Genomic DNA, 17,575 nt, shown 5'->3' on the forward strand with positions numbered 1-17,575 from the left:
TGCAGACTGTGCAAAGTCTGTGTTGCTAACGCTCGCCTTAGCCTTTGATGTTCAGCACCCGGCGGGCTTTTTCTACAATATTTTCCACGGTAAAGCCAAAATACGGGAACAGTTTGTCAGCCGGGGCGGATTCACCGTATCCCGTCATGCCGATAATTGCGCCTTTTAGGCCAACATATTTATACCAGTAGTCGGCTATACCGGCTTCCACCGCGACGCGGGCGGTCACGTGCGCCGGTAGCACAGATTCGCGATATGCCTCGTCCTGCGCATCGAAAATATCCGTTGAAGGCAACGACACCACGCGAACGTTATGCCCCTCGCCAGTCAATTTTTCCGCCGCCTGGAGGGTAATTTCCATTTCCGATCCGGTAGCGATCAGAATGATATCCGGCTTGCCGCCGCTATCTTTCAGAATATAACCGCCGCGGGCAATTGCTTTCACCTGTTCCGGCGTGCGTTCCACCTGCGCCAGATTTTGCCGCGAGAGAATCAACGCCGTCGGCCCGTGCTGACGTTCAATGGCCAGCTTCCAGCCGACCGCCGCCTCAACCTGATCGCAGGGACGCCAGGTGCTGAAGTTTGGCGTTAAGCGCAGGCTCGCCAGTTGTTCCACGGCCTGGTGCGTCGGGCCATCTTCGCCTAAACCGATGGAGTCGTGGGTATAGACCATAATCTGCCGGGCTTTCATTAAGGCCGCCATACGCGCCGCGTTACGCGCATATTCGACAAACATCAGAAACGTGGCGGTATACGGTACAAAGCCGCCGTGATGGGCGATGCCGTTGGCAATGGCGGTCATGCCGAATTCGCGCACGCCATAGTGAATATAATTACCTGCCGGATCCTCTTTCAACGAGGTCGAACCTTTCCAGATAGTCAGGTTGCTCGGCGCCAGATCCGCCGATCCGCCCAACAGTTCCGGCAACAGGGGACCGTAGGCATTGAGCGTATTTTGCGATGCTTTACGGGTGGCGATTTTGGCCGGATTAGCCTGCAAGTCGTTAATAAATTTTTGCGTGGCGGATTCCCATGCCTCCGGCAGTCCGCCGCTCATCCGGCGGGTAAACTCCGCGGCCAGCTCAGGATAAGCCTTCTCATAAGCAGCAAACTTTTCCTGCCACTGCTGCTGCGCTTTCTCGCCTTTTTCACGGCCATCCCACGCGCGGTAAATTTCTTTTGGGATCTCAAACGCCGGATGATGCCATCCCAGCTTCTGGCGAGTCAGCGCCACCTCTTCTTCGCCCAGCGCCGCGCCGTGCGACTCCTCCTTCCCGGCTTTATTCGGCGAGCCAAAACCTATCACCGTCCGACAGATAATTAGCGAAGGTTTATCTTTTACGCTCTGGGCTTCGAGAATGGCTTTTTTCACCGCCTCCGGATCGTGCCCGTCAATGTCATATACGACATGCCAGTGGTAGGCTTCAAAACGTTTGGCGGTATCGTCGGTAAACCAGCCTTCGGTTTCGCCATCAATGGAGATGCCGTTGTGATCGTAAAAGCCGATCAGTTTGCCCAGTCCCAGCGTACCAGCCAGCGAACACACCTCATGCGAGATCCCCTCCATCAGACAGCCGTCGCCCATAAAGACATAGGTGTAGTGGTCGACAATCTCATGGTCCGGCCGGTTGAACTGTGCGCCTAACGTACGCTCGGCAATCGCCAGCCCGACGGCATTCGCCAGCCCCTGGCCCAGCGGTCCGGTGGTGGTTTCAACGCCGGGCGTATAGCCAATCTCCGGGTGACCTGGCGTTTTAGAGTGCAGTTGACGGAAGTTTTTTAACTCCTCCAGCGGCAGGTCATAACCGGTTAAATGCAGCAGACTATAGAGCAGCATGGAGGCGTGACCGTTGGAAAGGATAAAACGGTCACGGTCATACCAGGTTGGATCGGTGGGGTTATGTTTAAGAAAATCGTTCCATAGCACTTCAGCGATATCCGCCATCCCCATCGGCGCGCCGGGGTGCCCGGAATTGGCTTTTTGAACGGCATCCATGCTCAGCGCACGAATCGCATTGGCAAGGTCTTTACGGGACATAAATCACTCCATGCAAGGTTTATAGTTTGGCGGCAAGCAGGTCTTCCAGTTTGCGCTGGTCAATGGCAAAAAGACGGATACCTTCCGACAGCTTCTCTACGGCCATCGCGTCCTGATTATGTTCCCAGCGGAACTCCGCTTCCGTCATTGGCGTAGGACGGTGGAACATCTGCGAGGAAGGCACCAGTTTACGGATCACCGGTTCTTCTTTTTCTTTCAGCTCTTTAAGCAGGTTAGGGGAGATAGTCAGTCGATCGCAGCCGGTTAGCGCGAGGATTTGCTCAGTACGGCGGAAACTTGCCCCCATCACGATGGTTTCATAGCGATGCTGTTTAAAGTAATCGTAGATATTGCGTACCGATTTCACGCCGGGATCTTCCTCCACGACATACGGCTCCAGCGGACTACGCGCCTGATACCAGTCGTAAATTCGGCCCACGAACGGAGAGATCAAATAGACGCCCGCTTCGGCGCAGGCGCGCGCCTGGGCAAAAGAGAACAACAACGTCAGGTTGCAATTAATACCCTCTTTTTCGAGCTGCCCGGCGGCGCGGATACCTTCCCAGGTCGCGGCGAGCTTGATCAGAATGCGTGATTTATCAACACCCTGCTGCTGGTAGAGATCCACCAGATGGCGCGCTTTCTCGATACTTTTTTCTTTATCGAACGATAACCGCGCGTCGACTTCAGTGGAGACGCGACCGGGAATACTTTTCAGTATTTCCGCGCCAAAATTAACCGCCAGTTTATCGCTGGCTGCCGCAACCTGCTGTTCCTGCGTACCGCCGTGTTTTTTCCCCCAGGCAATCGCATCCTCAATCAAATGACCATACTGCTCAAGCCCGGCGGCTTTTAACAGTAAAGAGGGATTTGTCGTGGCATCCTGCGGCTGGTAGTGGCGGATGGACTCGATGTCGCCGCTATCGGCGACGACGGTAGTGAATTGTTTGATGCCGTCTAGCTGGTTCATAGGAAATACTCCTTGAAAAGTAAAGTGTTAGATGAGTGTGTTGATTCACACTTCTGAAAGATTGATACACTACATAACCAAAAAGCATAGCAGACAGGCATGGTATTGCTGGTATAAGCAGGTAACATGGCCGTTATAAGTTGATAACAAACTCTTGCGCCGCGTCGTGATAGTTTGCAGACCTTCAAAGTTTGTGTTGCGCAGTACGGTGATAATGTGCGGCGCACCAGGCCGCGTCACTTTTTGAACGATACGTGAAAGGAACAACAAAATGGATGAGCAGTTAAAACAAAGCGCCCTTGATTTCCACGAATTTCCGGTACCCGGTAAAATTCAGGTTTCTCCGACTAAGCCCCTTGCCACCCAACGCGATCTGGCGTTGGCTTACTCGCCAGGCGTGGCGGCGCCCTGCCTGGAAATCGAAAAAGATCCGCTGGCAGCCTACAAATACACCGCGCGCGGCAACCTTGTCGCGGTCATTTCCAACGGTACAGCGGTGCTGGGGTTAGGCAACATTGGCGCGCTGGCCGGCAAGCCGGTCATGGAAGGCAAAGGCGTTCTGTTTAAAAAATTCGCCGGCATTGATGTGTTTGACATTGAAGTCGATGAGCTTGACCCGGACAAATTTATCAATGTGGTCGCAGCGCTGGAGCCGACTTTTGGCGGCATTAACCTCGAAGACATTAAAGCGCCGGAATGTTTCTATATTGAACAGAAACTGCGCGAGCGCATGAACATCCCGGTTTTCCATGACGATCAGCACGGAACGGCGATCATTAGTACGGCCGCCATTCTTAATGGTCTGCGAGTCGTAGAGAAAAATATTTCCGACGTACGGATGGTCGTCTCCGGCGCAGGGGCGGCGGCAATCGCTTGTATGAACCTGCTGGTCGCGTTGGGGATGCAAAAGCACAACATCGTGGTGTGCGACTCTAAGGGCGTTATTTACAAAGGCCGTGAGCCGAATATGGCGGAGACCAAAGCGGCCTATGCGGTAGACGACAGCGGCAAGCGCACGCTGGATGAGGTCATTGACGGCGCGGATATTTTCCTCGGCTGTTCAGGCCCGAAAGTGCTGACTCAGGAGATGGTGAAGAAAATGGCCCGCGCGCCAATGATTCTGGCGCTGGCTAACCCGGAACCGGAAATTCTGCCGCCGCTGGCGAAAGAAGTGCGTCCGGACGCCATCATCTGTACCGGTCGTTCCGACTATCCGAACCAGGTGAACAACGTATTGTGCTTCCCGTTTATCTTCCGCGGCGCACTGGACGTCGGCGCGACGGCGATCAACGAAGAGATGAAACTGGCGGCGGTCCGTGCGATTGCCGAGCTGGCGCACGCCGAACAGAGCGAAGTGGTGGCCTCGGCCTATGGCGATCAGGACCTGAGCTTTGGGCCGGAATACATTATTCCGAAACCGTTTGACCCGCGTCTGATTGTCAAAATCGCTCCGGCGGTCGCGAAAGCGGCAATGGATTCCGGCGTGGCGACGCGCCCGATTGCTGACTTTGATGCCTATATCGATAAACTGACCGAGTTTGTCTACAAAACCAACCTGTTCATGAAGCCGATCTTCTCGCAGGCACGCAAAGATCCGAAGCGCGTAGTGCTGCCGGAAGGGGAAGAGGCGCGCGTGCTGCACGCAACCCAGGAGTTGATAACCCTGGGACTGGCGAAGCCCATCCTGATCGGACGTCCGAGCGTGATCGAAATGCGTATCCAGAAACTGGGGCTACAGATCAAAGCGGGCGTTGATTTCGAGATCGTGAATAATGAATCCGATCCGCGCTTCAAAGAGTACTGGAGCGAGTATTACCAGATCATGAAGCGTCGCGGGGTAACTCAGGAACAGGCGCAGCGTGCGATGATCGGCAACCATACGGCCATTGGCGCGATCATGGTGCAGCGTGGGGAAGCGGATGCGATGATCTGCGGCACCATCGGCGACTACCATGAGCATTTCAGCGTCGTGAAAGCCGTCTTTGGCTACCGTGACGGCGTGCATACGGCAGGGGCGATGAACGCCTTACTGCTGCCAAGCGGCAACACTTTTATCGCCGATACTTATGTTAACGAAGATCCCACGCCGGAACAGTTGGCGGAGATCGCCGTAATGGCGGCGGAAACCGTTCGCCGCTTTGGTATTGAGCCGAAAGTCGCGCTGTTGTCGCACTCTAACTTTGGTTCCTCAAATTCGCTGTCCGCCAGCAAAATGCGCGAAACCCTTGAGCGGGTACGCGAACGAGCGCCCGATCTGATGATTGACGGTGAGATGCACGGTGATGCGGCGTTGGTGGAAAGTATTCGTAATGACCGGATGCCGGATAGCCCGCTGAAGGGAGCCGCCAATATTCTGGTGATGCCGAATATGGAAGCCGCCCGCATTAGTTACAACTTACTACGCGTCTCCAGTTCCGAAGGCGTCACGGTCGGCCCGGTCCTGATGGGCGTGTCTAAACCGGTACATGTATTAACGCCGATCGCCTCTGTACGCCGTATCGTGAATATGGTGGCGTTAGCGGTAGTTGAAGCGCAAACCACGCCGCTTTAATAACGTATTACTCTCTCTTCTGGCGCAGGTTCTCCTGCGCTTTTTTTATGCGCCGCTGGGCTTCGCCATGGCATGAAAGGCTCGAGTGGGGATATTCTGGAACCTATTGCGTTACCCCTACTTATTTCACTGAATCTGTACTATGCACAAATCGAGTGATACGCATTATTTTTATCAATAATAGTAATATAAAGAATAGTCGGTGGGTATTTATTGCGGAACAGGCTTAAATTCAGAATGACGCCTGAAAATGTGATGCACCACGATATTTATCGTTAACACCTTCGACAGAAGTCCCTTTTATTTTCTTTCTCTTAGTGATCTACCTCACCTTTTACATCACCTTGCCGAATTTTGTTATTTACTCCGACAAAAAATTGCCACGATGACGGCAGTTTCAGTGGAGACGGTGAGCAATGAATAAAGAACGCATTATTCAGGAATTTGTGCCGGGCAAACAGGTCACTCTGGCGCATCTCATTGCGCACCCTGGTGAAGAACTGGCGAAAAAGATCGGCGTTCCCGATGCTGGCGCGATTGGCATTATGACCTTAACGCCGGGGGAAACGGCGATGATCGCTGGCGATTTAGCGATGAAGGCTGCGGATGTACACATCGGTTTTCTCGACAGATTTAGCGGCGCGCTGGTGATTTATGGCACCGTCGGCGCAGTAGAAGAAGCGCTATTACAGACGGTCAGCGGGCTGGGGCGATTATTAAACTTTACCCTGTGTGAGTTAACAAAAAGTTAATTGGTGGCGGTAATGAAACGTATTGCTTTTGTCGGCGCGGTCGGTGCCGGAAAAACAACGCTTTTTAACGCGTTACGGGGAAATTATTCCCTCGCCAGAAAAACGCAGGCCGTGGAATTTAATGATCATGGCGATATCGATACGCCGGGTGAATATTTTAGCCATCCCCGTTGGTATCACGCCTTAATTACCACGTTGCAGGATGTGGACACGCTGATTTATGTCCACGCGGCAAACGATAAAGAAAGTCGCTTACCTGCCGGGTTATTGGATGTTGGAACCCGTAAACGACATATCGCCGTTATCAGCAAAACGGACATGCCGGATGCCGACGTCGCCGCTACGCGGCAGTTGCTTTGCGAGATTGGATTCCGGGAGCCGATTTTCGAGCTCAACGGCCACGACCCGCAAAGCGTGCGGCAGTTGGTGGATTATCTGGCGGCTCTCAGTGAACAGGAGGAAGAGGCAGGTGAAAAAACTTATCACAGCTAACGATATTCGTGCGGCCCACGCCCGCGGCGAACAGGCGATGTCGGTAGTGCTGCGCGCCAGCATTATTACCCCGGAGGCTCGCGAAGTGGCGGAACTACTGGGCTTCACGATTACCGAATGCGACGAGTCCGTTCCGGCATCCACATCGGCGCAGGCGTGTAAAAACGAAAGCCAGCGCATTCGGGAAGCCATCATCGCGCAGCTCCCGGAAGGGCAGTTTACTGAAAGCCTGGTGGCGCAGTTGATGGAAAAAGTGCTGAAGGAAAAGCAGTCGTTGGAACTGGGGACGATGCAGCCGAGCTTTACCTCCGTCACGGGTAAAGGCGGCGTGAAAGTCATTGACGGCAGCAGCGTGAAATTTGGCCGCTTCGACGGCGCCGAACCGCACTGCGTCGGCTTAACCGATCTGGTTACAGAGCAGGACGGCAGCAGCATGGCCGCCGGGTTTATGCAGTGGGACAACGCCTTTTTTCCGTGGACGCTGAACTACGACGAAATCGACATGGTGCTGGAGGGCGAACTGCACGTACGCCATGAAGGCGAAACCATGATTGCCAAAGCCGGAGATGTCATGTTCATCCCTAAAGGCTCCAGCATTGAATTTGGCACGCCAACGTCCGTGCGCTTTCTGTACGTCGCCTGGCCTGCGAACTGGCAATCCGTATGAACGATTTCATCACCGAAACGTGGCTCAGAGCGAATCATACGCTCAGCGAAGGATCGGAGATCCATCTGCCCGCTGATGCACGACTGACGCCCTCGGCCCGGGAACTGCTGGAAAGTCGCCGCCTGCGCATTAAGTTTCTGGATCCGCAAGGCAGGCTGTTTGTCGATGATGACGAACAGCAGCCGCAGCCGGTACATGGCTTAACCAGTAGCGATACGCACCCACAGGCCTGCTGTGAACTGTGCCGCCAGCCGGTGGTGAAAAAGCCCGATACGCTGACCCATCTGACGGCGGACAAAATGGTCGCCAAAAGCGACCCGCGCCTCGGCTTTCGCGCCGCGCTCGACAGCGCCATCGCGCTGACCGTGTGGCTACAAATCGAACTGGCGGAACCCTGGCAGCCGTGGCTTTTCGATATCCGCTCGCGGCTGGGCAACATTATGCGCGCCGACGCTATAGATGAACCGCTGGCGGCGCAGGCGATCGTCGGGCTCAACGAGGATGAGCTGCATCGGCTTTCCCACCAGCCGCTGCGCTACCTCGACCACGATCACCTGGTGCCGGAGGCCAGCCACGGTCGCGATGCGGCGCTGCTTAATCTGCTGCGAACCAAAGTCCGCGAAACGGAAACCCTCGCCGCACAAGTGTTTATTACCCGTAGTTTTGAGGTCTTGCGCCCGGACATTTTACAGGCGCTGAACCGTCTCTCCAGCACGGTTTACGTGATGATGATTTTGAGCGTGGCGAAACATCCGCTGACGGTCGCCCAAATTCAACAACGGTTGGGAGAGAAGCCATGATCATTGAACGCGCCCGCGAACTGGCGGTACGCGCCCCCGCCAGAGTCGTCTTTCCTGATGCGCTGGACGAACGCGTGCTGAAAGCGGCGCATTACCTGCAACAGTACGGTCTGGCTCGCCCCGTTCTGGTCGCCAGCCCGTTTGCGCTGCGTCAGTTTGCCCTGAGTCATCGTATGCCGATGGATGGCATTCAGGTCATCGACCCACACAGCAACCTGAGTATGCGCCAGCGTTTTGCGCAACGCTGGCTTGCCCGCGCCGGAGAAAAAATGCCGCCGGACGCAGTGGAAAAGCTTAGCGACCCGCTGATGTTCGCTGCCGCCATGGTGAGCGCCGGTGAGGCTGATGTGTGTATCGCAGGCAACCTGTCGTCAACGGCGAATGTGCTGCGCGCAGGGCTGCGGGTGATTGGCCTGCAACCTGGGTGCAAAACATTGTCGTCTATTTTCCTGATGCTGCCGCAGTATGCCGGTCCGGCATTAGGGTTCGCCGATTGCAGCGTAGTACCGCAGCCGACGGCGGCGCAGCTGGCGGATATCGCTATCGCCAGCGCCGACACCTGGCGGGCCATTACCGGCGAAGAGCCGCGCGTGGCGATGCTGTCATTTTCAAGCAACGGCAGCGCCCGTCACCCCAATGTCGCCAACGTGCAGCAGGCGACAGAGCTCGTTCGCGAACGTGCGCCGCAACTGCTTGTGGACGGTGAATTGCAGTTTGACGCCGCTTTCGTCCCGGAGGTCGCCGCGCAAAAAGCGCCTGACAGCCCGCTGCAAGGCCGCGCCAACGTGATGATTTTCCCGTCGCTGGAGGCGGGCAATATTGGCTACAAAATCGCTCAGCGTCTGGGAGGCTATCGCGCTGTTGGGCCGCTAATTCAGGGGCTTGCCGCGCCGCTTCACGACCTCTCCCGAGGCTGTAGCGTGCAGGAAATTATCGAACTGGCGTTGGTGGCAGCCGTGCCGCGCCAGGCTGACGTGAGCCGCGAACGCAGCTTACACACACTGGTTGAATGAACGGTCCCGTTCTGGACCCCTTTAATGAGAGGAAAACACGATGGAAGCATTAGGAATGATTGAAACCCGGGGCCTGGTTGCGCTGATTGAGGCCTCCGATGCGATGGTAAAAGCCGCGCGCGTGAAGCTGGTCGGCGTGAAGCAGATTGGCGGTGGCCTGTGTACGGCCATGGTGCGTGGCGACGTGGCGGCGTGCAAAGCCGCAACCGATGCTGGCGCCGCTGCGGCGCAGCGCATTGGCGAGCTGGTCTCCGTACACGTGATTCCACGCCCGCACGGCGATCTGGAAGAAGTGTTCCCGATCAGCTTCAAAGGCGACAGCAACATTTGATGGTAGGCCGGATAAGACGCGCAGCGTCGCCATCCGGCATGAATGCGCGCCATTGCCTGATGGTGCGCAGATTCAAGGCCTACGACCCAATGGGCAATCCATGGAGGCGGATATGAAACTGGCAGTCGTCACAGGACAAATCGTATGTACCGTCCGCCATCAGGGACTGGCGCATGACAAATTGCTGATGGTGGAAATGATCGATGCCCAGGGCAACCCCGACGGGCAGTGTGCCGTCGCTATCGACAGTATCGGGGCGGGAACCGGAGAGTGGGTACTGCTGGTCAGCGGCAGTTCCGCGCGCCAGGCGCATCGCAGCGAATTATCACCGGTCGATCTGTGCGTCATTGGCATCGTCGATGAAGTGGTGGCTGGCGGGAAAGTGGTTTTCCATAAATAGGACTGAACATCATGAATCAACAGGATATTGAACAGGTGGTGAAAGCGGTGCTGCTGAAAATGAAAGACAGCAGCCAGCCGGCCAGTACTGTTCATGAGATGGGCGTTTTTGCCTCCCTGGATGACGCAGTGGCGGCAGCAAAACGGGCCCAGCAGGGGCTGAAGAGCGTGGCGATGCGCCAGCTTGCCATTCATGCCATTCGCGAAGCGGGCGAAAAACACGCCCGAGAATTAGCGGAACTTGCCGTCAGCGAAACCGGCATGGGACGCGTTGACGATAAATTTGCCAAAAACGTGGCGCAGGCGCGCGGCACGCCGGGCGTCGAGTGTTTATCTCCGCAGGTGCTGACCGGCGATAACGGCCTGACGCTGATTGAAAATGCGCCGTGGGGCGTGGTGGCCTCGGTCACGCCGTCCACCAATCCGGCGGCGACGGTGATTAATAACGCCATCAGCCTGATTGCCGCAGGCAACAGCGTCGTGTTTGCCCCGCATCCGGCGGCGAAAAAGGTCTCTCAGCGGGCAATCACTCTCCTCAATCAGGCGGTGGTCGCCGCCGGTGGCCCGGAAAATTTGCTGGTCACCGTGGCGAACCCGGATATCGAAACCGCCCAGCGGTTGTTCAAATATCCCGGTATTGGCCTGCTGGTGGTGACTGGCGGCGAAGCGGTGGTGGACGCGGCGCGCAAACATACTAATAAACGCCTGATTGCCGCCGGTGCCGGCAATCCCCCGGTGGTGGTGGATGAGACCGCCGACCTGCCGCGCGCCGCACAATCCATCGTCAAAGGCGCATCGTTTGATAACAACATCATCTGCGCCGACGAAAAAGTGCTGATTGTGGTGGATAGTGTCGCCGACGAGCTGATGCGTCTGATGGAAGGTCAGCACGCGGTGAAACTGACCGCCGCTCAGGCCGAACAGCTCCAGCCGGTGCTGCTGAAGAATATCGATGAACGCGGCAAAGGTACCGTCAGCCGTGACTGGGTCGGTCGTGACGCGGGCAAGATTGCCGCAGCCATCGGCCTGAACGTCCCGGATCAAACGCGCCTGCTGTTTGTGGAAACGCCAGCTAACCATCCGTTTGCCGTCACTGAAATGATGATGCCGGTACTGCCGGTGGTGCGGGTCGCCAACGTCGAAGAAGCCATCGCCCTGGCGGTTCAGCTTGAAGGCGGTTGCCACCATACGGCGGCGATGCACTCGCGCAATATCGACAACATGAACCAGATGGCGAACGCCATCGACACCAGCATTTTCGTCAAAAACGGGCCGTGCATTGCCGGGCTTGGATTGGGCGGAGAAGGCTGGACCACCATGACTATCACTACGCCAACCGGCGAAGGCGTGACCAGCGCACGTACCTTTGTGCGGCTGCGTCGATGCGTGCTGGTGGATGCGTTTCGCATTGTATAAGGGATGACTCATGGCGCACGACGAACAACTCTGGCTCACCCCAAGACTGCAAAAAGCGGCGGCCCTGTGTAACCAGACGCCCGCCGCCAGCGACGCGCCGCTGTGGCTGGGCGTCGATTTGGGCACCTGCGACGTGGTGTCGATGGTGGTCGACGGCAACGCCCAGCCGGTGGCGGTGTGCCTTGACTGGGCCGACGTTGTGCGTGACGGCATCGTCTGGGATTTCTTCGGTGCCGTCACCCTCGTGCGCCGCCATCTCGACACCCTTGAACAGCAGCTCGGCTGCCGCTTCACCCACGCGGCGACCTCGTTCCCACCGGGTACTGACCCGCGTATTTCGATCAACGTGCTGGAGTCTGCTGGGTTAGAAGTCAGCCACGTACTGGATGAACCGACGGCGGTGGCGGATCTGCTGGCGCTTGATAATGCAGGCGTGGTGGATATTGGCGGCGGCACTACCGGCATTGCCATCGTCAAACAGGGCAAGGTGACTTACTCCGCCGATGAAGCCACTGGCGGGCACCATATCTCCCTGACGCTGGCGGGCAACCGACGTATTCCCCTGGAAGAGGCGGAACAGTACAAGCGCAGCAACGCGCAGGAGATTTGGCCGGTAGTGAAGCCGGTGTACGAAAAGATGGCGGAAATCGTCGCTTGCCATATTGCCGGGCAGGGAGTGACAGATTTATGGCTGGCGGGCGGTTCCTGTATGCAGCCGGGCGTGGAGGCGTTATTTCGCCAGCGTTTCCCGGAGTTACAGGTGCATTTACCGCAGCACAGCCTGTTTATGACCCCGCTGGCGATAGCCAACAGCGGGAGAGCGAAAGCGGAGGGACTCTATGCAAGCTGAACTACAGACGGCGCTGTTTCAGGCATTCGACACCCTGAATCTGCAACGGGTGAAAACGTTCAGCGTACCGCCGGTCACGCTGTGCGGACTTGGGGCGCTCGGCGCCTGCGGCCAGGAAGCGCAAGCGCGAGGCGTAAGCCATCTGTTTGTGATGGTCGACAGCTTCCTGCATCAGGCGGGAATGACCGCGCCGCTGGCACGCAGCCTGGCGATGAAAGGCGTGGCGATGACAGTCTGGCCGTGTCCGCCAGGCGAGCCGTGCATCACCGACGTTTGCGCGGCGGTGGCGCAACTGCGTGAGGCGGCGTGCGACGGCGTAGTGGCCTTTGGCGGCGGTTCGGTGCTGGACGCGGCGAAAGCGGTCGCCCTGCTGGTGACTAACCCTGACCAGACGCTGAGCGCCATGACCGAGCGCAGTACATTACGCCCGCGTCTGCCGCTGATTGCGGTGCCGACCACCGCCGGAACCGGTTCTGAAACCACCAACGTGACGGTGATTATCGACGCGGTCAGCGGGCGCAAGCAGGTGCTGGCACACGCGTCACTAATGCCGGACGTGGCGATTCTTGATGCTGCCGTGACCGAAGGCGTTCCGCCAAACGTGACGGCGATGACCGGTATCGATGCGTTGACGCATGCGATTGAGGCCTACAGCGCGCTCAGCGCCACGCCGTTTACCGACAGCCTGGCGATTGGCGCGATAGCGATGATTGGCAAATCGCTGCCGAAAGCCGTGGGTTACGGCCACGATCTGGCGGCGCGTGAAAATATGTTGTTGGCCTCCTGTATGGCGGGAATGGCCTTTTCCAGCGCCGGTCTGGGGCTGTGTCACGCGATGGCGCACCAGCCAGGGGCGGCGCTGCATATTCCGCACGGCCAGGCCAACGCCATGCTGCTACCGACGGTCATGGGCTTTAACCGGATGGTTTGCCGCGAACGCTTCAGTCAAATCGGTCGGGCGTTAACCAATAAGAAATCGGACGATCGCGATGCGATTGCGGCGGTGAGCGAGCTGATTGCCGAAGTGGGCCAGAGCAAACGGCTGGCTGACGCTGGCGCCAAACCCGAACACTACAGCGCGTGGGCGCAAGCCGCGCTGGAGGATATTTGTCTGCGCAGTAACCCACGCACCGCCACACAGGCACAGATTATCGACCTGTACGCGGCTGCCGGGTAATGCCTGTAGGCCGGATAAGGTGCTCGCACCGCCATCCGGCAATAACACGGCGTTAATGCCGGAGGCGACGTAAACGTCTTATCCGGCTTACAAATCAAAAATGACAGGGAGTAGGGGCTATGGGAATTAACGAAATCATCATGTACATCATGATGTTCTTTATGCTGATTGCCGCCGTGGACAGGATCCTGTCGCAGTTCGGCGGGTCGGCGCGCTTCCTCGGTAAATTTGGCAAGAGTATCGAGGGGGCTGGCGGCCAGTTTGAAGAGGGCTTTATGGCGATGGGCGCGCTGGGACTGGCGATGGTCGGTATGACCGCGCTGGCGCCGGTGCTGGCGCATGTACTGGGGCCGGTTATTATCCCGGTATACGAAATGCTGGGCGCGAACCCATCCATGTTCGCGGGTACGCTGCTGGCCTGTGATATGGGCGGATTCTTCCTCGCCAAAGAGCTGGCCGGCGGTGATGTCGCGGCGTGGCTATACTCAGGGTTAATACTTGGGTCGATGATGGGGCCGACCATTGTGTTCTCCATTCCGGTGGCGCTCGGCATTATCGAACCGTCTGACCGCCGCTACCTGGCGCTTGGCGTACTGGCGGGTATCGTCACCATTCCCATTGGCTGCATTGCGGGGGGATTGATCGCCATGTACTCAGGCGTGCAGATCAATGGTCAGCCAGTGGAGTTTACCTTCGCGCTGATCCTGATGAACATGATCCCGGTATTGATTGTCGCGGTGCTGGTAGCGCTGGGGCTGAAGTTCATCCCGGAAAAAATGATCAACGGTTTCCAGATTTTCGCCAAATTTCTGGTGGCGCTGATCACCATCGGTCTGGCGGCTGCGGTGATTAAATTCCTGTTGGGCTGGGAGTTGATTCCGGGGCTCGACCCGATCTTTATGGCGCCAGGCGACAAACCTGGCGAAGTGATGCGCGCCATTGAAGTGATCGGCTCTATCTCCTGCGTGCTGCTCGGCGCGTATCCGATGGTGCTGTTACTGACCCGCTGGTTTGAAAAACCGTTGATGAATGTCGGTAAGCTGCTGAACGTAAATAATATTGCGGCGGCAGGCATGGTGGCGACCCTGGCGAACAATATCCCGATGTTCGGCATGATGAAGCAGATGGATACCCGCGGCAAAGTGATTAACTGCGCATTTGCCGTCTCTGCGGCATTCGCGCTGGGCGACCATTTAGGCTTCGCCGCTGCCAACATGAACGCCATGATCTTCCCGATGATTGTCGGCAAGCTGATCGGCGGCGTGACGGCGATTGGCGTGGCGATGATGCTGGTGCCGAAAGATGACGCCGCCCAGGTGAAAACCGAAGCGGAGGCGCAATCGTGAACACTCGCCAGCTACTGAGCGTCGGTATCGATATCGGCACCACCACCACGCAGGTGATCTTCTCGCGCCTGGAGTTGGTTAACCGTGCGGCGGTGTCGCAGGTGCCGCGCTACGAATTCATCAAACGCGACATTAGCTGGCAAAGCCCGGTCTTCTTTACGCCCGTGGATAAGCAGGGCGGTCTGAAAGAGGCCGAACTTAAAGCGCTGATTCTGGCCCAGTATCAGGCCGCAGGCATCGCGCCTGAATCGGTGGACTCAGGGGCTATCATTATCACCGGCGAAAGCGCCAAAACCCGCAACGCCCGTCCGGCGGTCATGACGCTCTCGCAGTCGCTGGGCGACTTTGTGGTCGCCAGCGCCGGGCCGCATCTGGAATCGGTCATTGCCGGTTACGGCGCCGGAGCGCAAAGCTTGTCTGAGCAGCGGATGTGCCGGGTGCTGAATATTGATATCGGCGGCGGCACGTCTAACTACGCGCTGTTTGACGCGGGAAAAGTCAGCGGCACCGCCTGCCTTAACGTCGGTGGTCGCCTGCTGGAAACCGATGCTCAGGGGCGCGTGGTTTATGCCCATCAGCCGGGGCAGATGATTATCGATGAGGTGTTCGGTTCGGGTACTGATGCTCGCGCCTTAGCTGCCGCACAGTTGGGACAGGTGGCGCGGCGGATGGCGGATCTCATCGTCGAGGTTATCACTGGCGCGCTCTCGCCGCTGGCGCAATCGCTGATGCAAACCGGGCTGCTGCCCGCCGATATTACGCCAGAGGTGATCACCCTTTCCGGTGGGGTAGGTGAATGCTACCGCAACCAACCTGCCGATCCGTTCTGCTTTTCTGATATCGGGCCGCTGCTGGCGACCGCGCTGCATGAGCACCCGCGTCTGCGCGAGATGAACGTGCAGTTTCCGGCGCAAACCGTGCGCGCCACGGTGATTGGCGCGGGGGCCCATACGCTGTCGCTTTCCGGCAGTACTATCTGGCTGGAAGACGTCCAACTGCCGCTGCGCAACCTGCCGGTGGCGATCCCGCAGGATGACGCCGATCTGGTGAACGCCTGGCGGCAGGCGCTTCTCCAGCTTGATCTCGACCCGCAAACCGACGCTTACGTGCTGGCGCTTCCCGCCACGCTTCCGGTGCGTTACGCCGCATTACTCACGGTCATCAACGCGCTGACGGCTTTTGTCGCGCGTTATCCCAATCCACATCCCCTGCTGGTGGTGGCCGAGCAGGATTTTGGTAAAGCGCTGGGCATGTTATTGCGCCCACAGTTACCGCAACTTCCGCTGGCGGTCATCGATGAGGTGGTCGTGCGGGCGGGAGACTATATCGACATTGGTACGCCTCTTTTTGGCGGATCGGTTGTGCCGGTGACGGTGAAATCACTCGCATTTCCTTCCTGAGGGAACGACTTATGAAACTAAAGACCACATTGTTCGGCAATGTTTATCAGTTTAAGGATGTAAAAGAGGTACTGGCTAAAGCCAACGAACTGCGTTCGGGGGATGTGCTGGCCGGGGTTGCCGCGGCAAGTTCGCAGGAGCGCGTAGCGGCAAAACAGGTACTGTCGGAAATGACGGTGGCGGATATCCGCAACAATCCGGTGATTGCCTATGAAGAGGACTGCGTGACGCGCCTGATTCAGGATGACGTCAACGAAACGGCCTATAACCGGATTAAAAACTGGAGCATCAGCGAACTGCGCGAATACGTACTGAGCGATGAAACCTCCGTGGACGACATCGCGTTTACCCGCAAAGGGCTGACCTCCGAAGTGGTGGCGGCAGTAGCGAAAATCTGCTCCAACGCTGACCTGATCTACGGCGGCAAGAAAATGCCGGTGATCAAAAAAGCCAATACCACCATCGGTATTCCGGGCACCTTTAGCTGCCGTTTGCAGCCGAACGATACCCGTGACGATGTACAGAGTATCGCCGCGCAAATCTACGAAGGGCTTTCTTTCGGCGCAGGCGATGCGGTGATCGGCGTTAACCCGGTGACCGATGACGTGGAGAACCTGACCCGCGTGCTCGACACCGTTTACGGCGTTATCGATAAATTCAATATTCCGACCCAGGGCTGCGTGCTGGCGCATGTCACCACCCAGATTGAAGCGATTCGCCGCGGCGCGCCGGGCGGACTGATTTTCCAGAGCATTTGCGGCAGCGAGAAGGGCTTAAAAGAGTTCGGCGTCGAGCTGGCTATGCTCGATGAAGCGCGGGCCGTGGGGGCGGAGTTCAACCGCATCGCCGGGGAAAACTGCCTGTACTTTGAAACCGGACAGGGCTCGGCGCTGTCGGCTGGCGCGAACTTTGGTGCCGACCAGGTGACAATGGAAGCGCGTAACTACGGGCTGGCGCGCCACTACGATCCGTTCCTGGTGAACACCGTGGTGGGCTTTATCGGGCCGGAATATCTCTACAACGACAGGCAGATTATCCGCGCCGGTCTCGAAGATCACTTTATGGGCAAGCTGAGCGGCATCTCGATGGGCTGCGACTGCTGCTATACCAACCATGCCGACGCCGACCAGAACCTTAACGAAAACCTGATGATTCTGCTCGCCACTGCCGGCTGTAACTACATCATGGGGATGCCGCTCGGCGACGACATCATGCTCAACTACCAGACCACCGCTTTCCACGATACCGCCACCGTCCGTCAGTTGCTGAATTTACGGCCGTCGCCGGAGTTTGAACGCTGGCTGGAAACGATGGGCATTATGGCAAACGGTCGTCTGACCAAACGGGCGGGCGATCCGTCACTGTTCTTCTGA

General features: G+C 57.5%; 16 protein-coding genes. 14 read left to right on the forward strand and 2 right to left on the reverse strand.

What is annotated here, in order from left to right:
- Nucleotides 1-37: 37 nt before the first annotated feature.
- Both tkt and tal read right to left on the reverse strand, forming a co-directional pair.
- The gene (tkt, locus tag J1G48_RS06250) at nucleotides 38-2,038 is read right to left on the reverse strand and encodes a transketolase (RefSeq protein ID WP_000087335.1); all 2,001 of its coding nucleotides are present in this window, start codon (nucleotides 2,036-2,038) and stop codon (nucleotides 38-40) included.
- A 19-nt stretch (nucleotides 2,039-2,057) separates the two neighbouring features.
- Nucleotides 2,058-3,008 (reverse strand): transaldolase, encoded by a 951-nt coding sequence (gene tal / locus J1G48_RS06255; RefSeq protein WP_001072447.1) that lies wholly within the window; start codon nucleotides 3,006-3,008, stop codon nucleotides 2,058-2,060.
- A 271-nt stretch (nucleotides 3,009-3,279) separates the two neighbouring features.
- On the opposite strand from tal, the gene maeB reads away from it, so the two are divergent.
- The 14 genes from maeB to eutB all read left to right on the forward strand — a co-directional run bounded on the left by maeB (nucleotide 3,280) and on the right by eutB (nucleotide 17,575).
- Nucleotides 3,280-5,559: an NADP-dependent oxaloacetate-decarboxylating malate dehydrogenase gene (gene maeB / locus J1G48_RS06260; RefSeq protein WP_000344299.1), complete on the forward strand. Its 2,280-nt coding sequence runs from the start codon at nucleotides 3,280-3,282 to the stop codon at nucleotides 5,557-5,559.
- Nucleotides 5,560-5,975: 416 nt separating this feature from the next.
- Nucleotides 5,976-6,311 carry an ethanolamine utilization microcompartment protein EutS gene (eutS, locus tag J1G48_RS06265; RefSeq protein ID WP_001031445.1) on the forward strand — a complete coding sequence of 112 codons (336 nt, stop codon included), beginning with the start codon at nucleotides 5,976-5,978 and terminating at the stop codon, nucleotides 6,309-6,311.
- 12 nt (nucleotides 6,312-6,323) lie between these two features.
- Complete coding sequence (gene eutP / locus J1G48_RS06270; RefSeq protein ID WP_000820751.1) at nucleotides 6,324-6,803, forward strand: ethanolamine utilization acetate kinase EutP; 480 nt, start codon at nucleotides 6,324-6,326, stop codon at nucleotides 6,801-6,803.
- Nucleotides 6,781-7,470, forward strand: a complete 690-nt coding sequence (gene eutQ / locus J1G48_RS06275) for an ethanolamine utilization acetate kinase EutQ (protein WP_000733864.1) — start codon at nucleotides 6,781-6,783, stop codon at nucleotides 7,468-7,470. The genes eutP and eutQ overlap by 23 nt, the downstream gene beginning before the upstream one ends.
- Entirely contained in the window at nucleotides 7,467-8,270 is an 804-nt protein-coding gene (gene eutT, locus J1G48_RS06280; protein WP_000997654.1) for an ethanolamine utilization cob(I)yrinic acid a,c-diamide adenosyltransferase EutT, read from the forward strand. The genes eutQ and eutT overlap by 4 nt, the downstream gene beginning before the upstream one ends.
- Nucleotides 8,267-9,283 carry a phosphate acetyltransferase gene (pta, locus tag J1G48_RS06285; protein WP_000582935.1) on the forward strand — a complete coding sequence of 339 codons (1,017 nt, stop codon included), beginning with the start codon at nucleotides 8,267-8,269 and terminating at the stop codon, nucleotides 9,281-9,283. The genes eutT and pta overlap by 4 nt, the downstream gene beginning before the upstream one ends.
- A gap of 40 nt (nucleotides 9,284-9,323) precedes the next feature.
- On the forward strand, nucleotides 9,324-9,614 hold the full coding sequence (eutM, locus tag J1G48_RS06290; RefSeq protein ID WP_000387716.1) for an ethanolamine utilization microcompartment protein EutM: 291 nt from the start codon (nucleotides 9,324-9,326) through the stop codon (nucleotides 9,612-9,614).
- Nucleotides 9,615-9,726: 112 nt separating this feature from the next.
- The gene (gene eutN / locus J1G48_RS06295) at nucleotides 9,727-10,014 is read left to right on the forward strand and encodes an ethanolamine utilization microcompartment protein EutN (RefSeq protein WP_001522340.1); all 288 of its coding nucleotides are present in this window, start codon (nucleotides 9,727-9,729) and stop codon (nucleotides 10,012-10,014) included.
- 11 nt (nucleotides 10,015-10,025) lie between these two features.
- Nucleotides 10,026-11,429 carry an aldehyde dehydrogenase family protein gene (locus tag J1G48_RS06300; protein ID WP_001075640.1) on the forward strand — a complete coding sequence of 468 codons (1,404 nt, stop codon included), beginning with the start codon at nucleotides 10,026-10,028 and terminating at the stop codon, nucleotides 11,427-11,429.
- 10 nt (nucleotides 11,430-11,439) lie between these two features.
- Nucleotides 11,440-12,279: an ethanolamine utilization protein EutJ gene (gene eutJ, locus J1G48_RS06305; RefSeq protein WP_000929667.1), complete on the forward strand. Its 840-nt coding sequence runs from the start codon at nucleotides 11,440-11,442 to the stop codon at nucleotides 12,277-12,279.
- A complete protein-coding gene (eutG, locus tag J1G48_RS06310; RefSeq protein ID WP_001147510.1) occupies nucleotides 12,269-13,456 on the forward strand; it encodes an ethanolamine utilization ethanol dehydrogenase EutG in 1,188 nt (395 codons plus the stop codon). The genes eutJ and eutG overlap by 11 nt, the downstream gene beginning before the upstream one ends.
- A 119-nt stretch (nucleotides 13,457-13,575) precedes the next feature.
- The gene (eutH, locus tag J1G48_RS06315; RefSeq protein ID WP_000512344.1) at nucleotides 13,576-14,802 is read left to right on the forward strand and encodes an ethanolamine utilization protein EutH; all 1,227 of its coding nucleotides are present in this window, start codon (nucleotides 13,576-13,578) and stop codon (nucleotides 14,800-14,802) included.
- Nucleotides 14,799-16,202, forward strand: a complete 1,404-nt coding sequence (gene eutA / locus J1G48_RS06320) for an ethanolamine ammonia-lyase reactivating factor EutA (protein WP_001097530.1) — start codon at nucleotides 14,799-14,801, stop codon at nucleotides 16,200-16,202. Before eutH ends, eutA begins: the two co-directional genes overlap by 4 nt.
- A gap of 11 nt (nucleotides 16,203-16,213) precedes the next feature.
- Nucleotides 16,214-17,575: an ethanolamine ammonia-lyase subunit alpha gene (eutB, locus tag J1G48_RS06325; RefSeq protein ID WP_000769990.1), complete on the forward strand. Its 1,362-nt coding sequence runs from the start codon at nucleotides 16,214-16,216 to the stop codon at nucleotides 17,573-17,575.

The sequence above is a fragment of the Salmonella sp. SAL-020 genome, assembly GCF_017372215.1.
Taxonomy (GTDB): Bacteria; Pseudomonadota; Gammaproteobacteria; order Enterobacterales; family Enterobacteriaceae; genus Salmonella; species Salmonella enterica.

What these genes read in the sequence shown, in the direction of transcription:
- eutT (WP_000997654.1), top strand. Translation starts at nt 7,467, where the DNA reads ATGAACGATTTCATCACCGAAACGTGGCTCAGAGCGAATCATACGCTC.
- tal (WP_001072447.1), bottom strand. Translation starts at nt 3,008, where the DNA reads ATGAACCAGCTAGACGGCATCAAACAATTCACTACCGTCGTCGCCGAT.
- eutS (WP_001031445.1), top strand. Translation starts at nt 5,976, where the DNA reads ATGAATAAAGAACGCATTATTCAGGAATTTGTGCCGGGCAAACAGGTC.
- eutP (WP_000820751.1), top strand. Translation starts at nt 6,324, where the DNA reads ATGAAACGTATTGCTTTTGTCGGCGCGGTCGGTGCCGGAAAAACAACG.
- eutM (WP_000387716.1), top strand. Translation starts at nt 9,324, where the DNA reads ATGGAAGCATTAGGAATGATTGAAACCCGGGGCCTGGTTGCGCTGATT.
- maeB (WP_000344299.1), top strand. Translation starts at nt 3,280, where the DNA reads ATGGATGAGCAGTTAAAACAAAGCGCCCTTGATTTCCACGAATTTCCG.
- tkt (WP_000087335.1), bottom strand. Translation starts at nt 2,038, where the DNA reads ATGTCCCGTAAAGACCTTGCCAATGCGATTCGTGCGCTGAGCATGGAT.
- eutG (WP_001147510.1), top strand. Translation starts at nt 12,269, where the DNA reads ATGCAAGCTGAACTACAGACGGCGCTGTTTCAGGCATTCGACACCCTG.
- eutB (WP_000769990.1), top strand. Translation starts at nt 16,214, where the DNA reads ATGAAACTAAAGACCACATTGTTCGGCAATGTTTATCAGTTTAAGGAT.
- eutH (WP_000512344.1), top strand. Translation starts at nt 13,576, where the DNA reads ATGGGAATTAACGAAATCATCATGTACATCATGATGTTCTTTATGCTG.
- J1G48_RS06300 (WP_001075640.1), top strand. Translation starts at nt 10,026, where the DNA reads ATGAATCAACAGGATATTGAACAGGTGGTGAAAGCGGTGCTGCTGAAA.
- eutJ (WP_000929667.1), top strand. Translation starts at nt 11,440, where the DNA reads ATGGCGCACGACGAACAACTCTGGCTCACCCCAAGACTGCAAAAAGCG.
- pta (WP_000582935.1), top strand. Translation starts at nt 8,267, where the DNA reads ATGATCATTGAACGCGCCCGCGAACTGGCGGTACGCGCCCCCGCCAGA.
- eutN (WP_001522340.1), top strand. Translation starts at nt 9,727, where the DNA reads ATGAAACTGGCAGTCGTCACAGGACAAATCGTATGTACCGTCCGCCAT.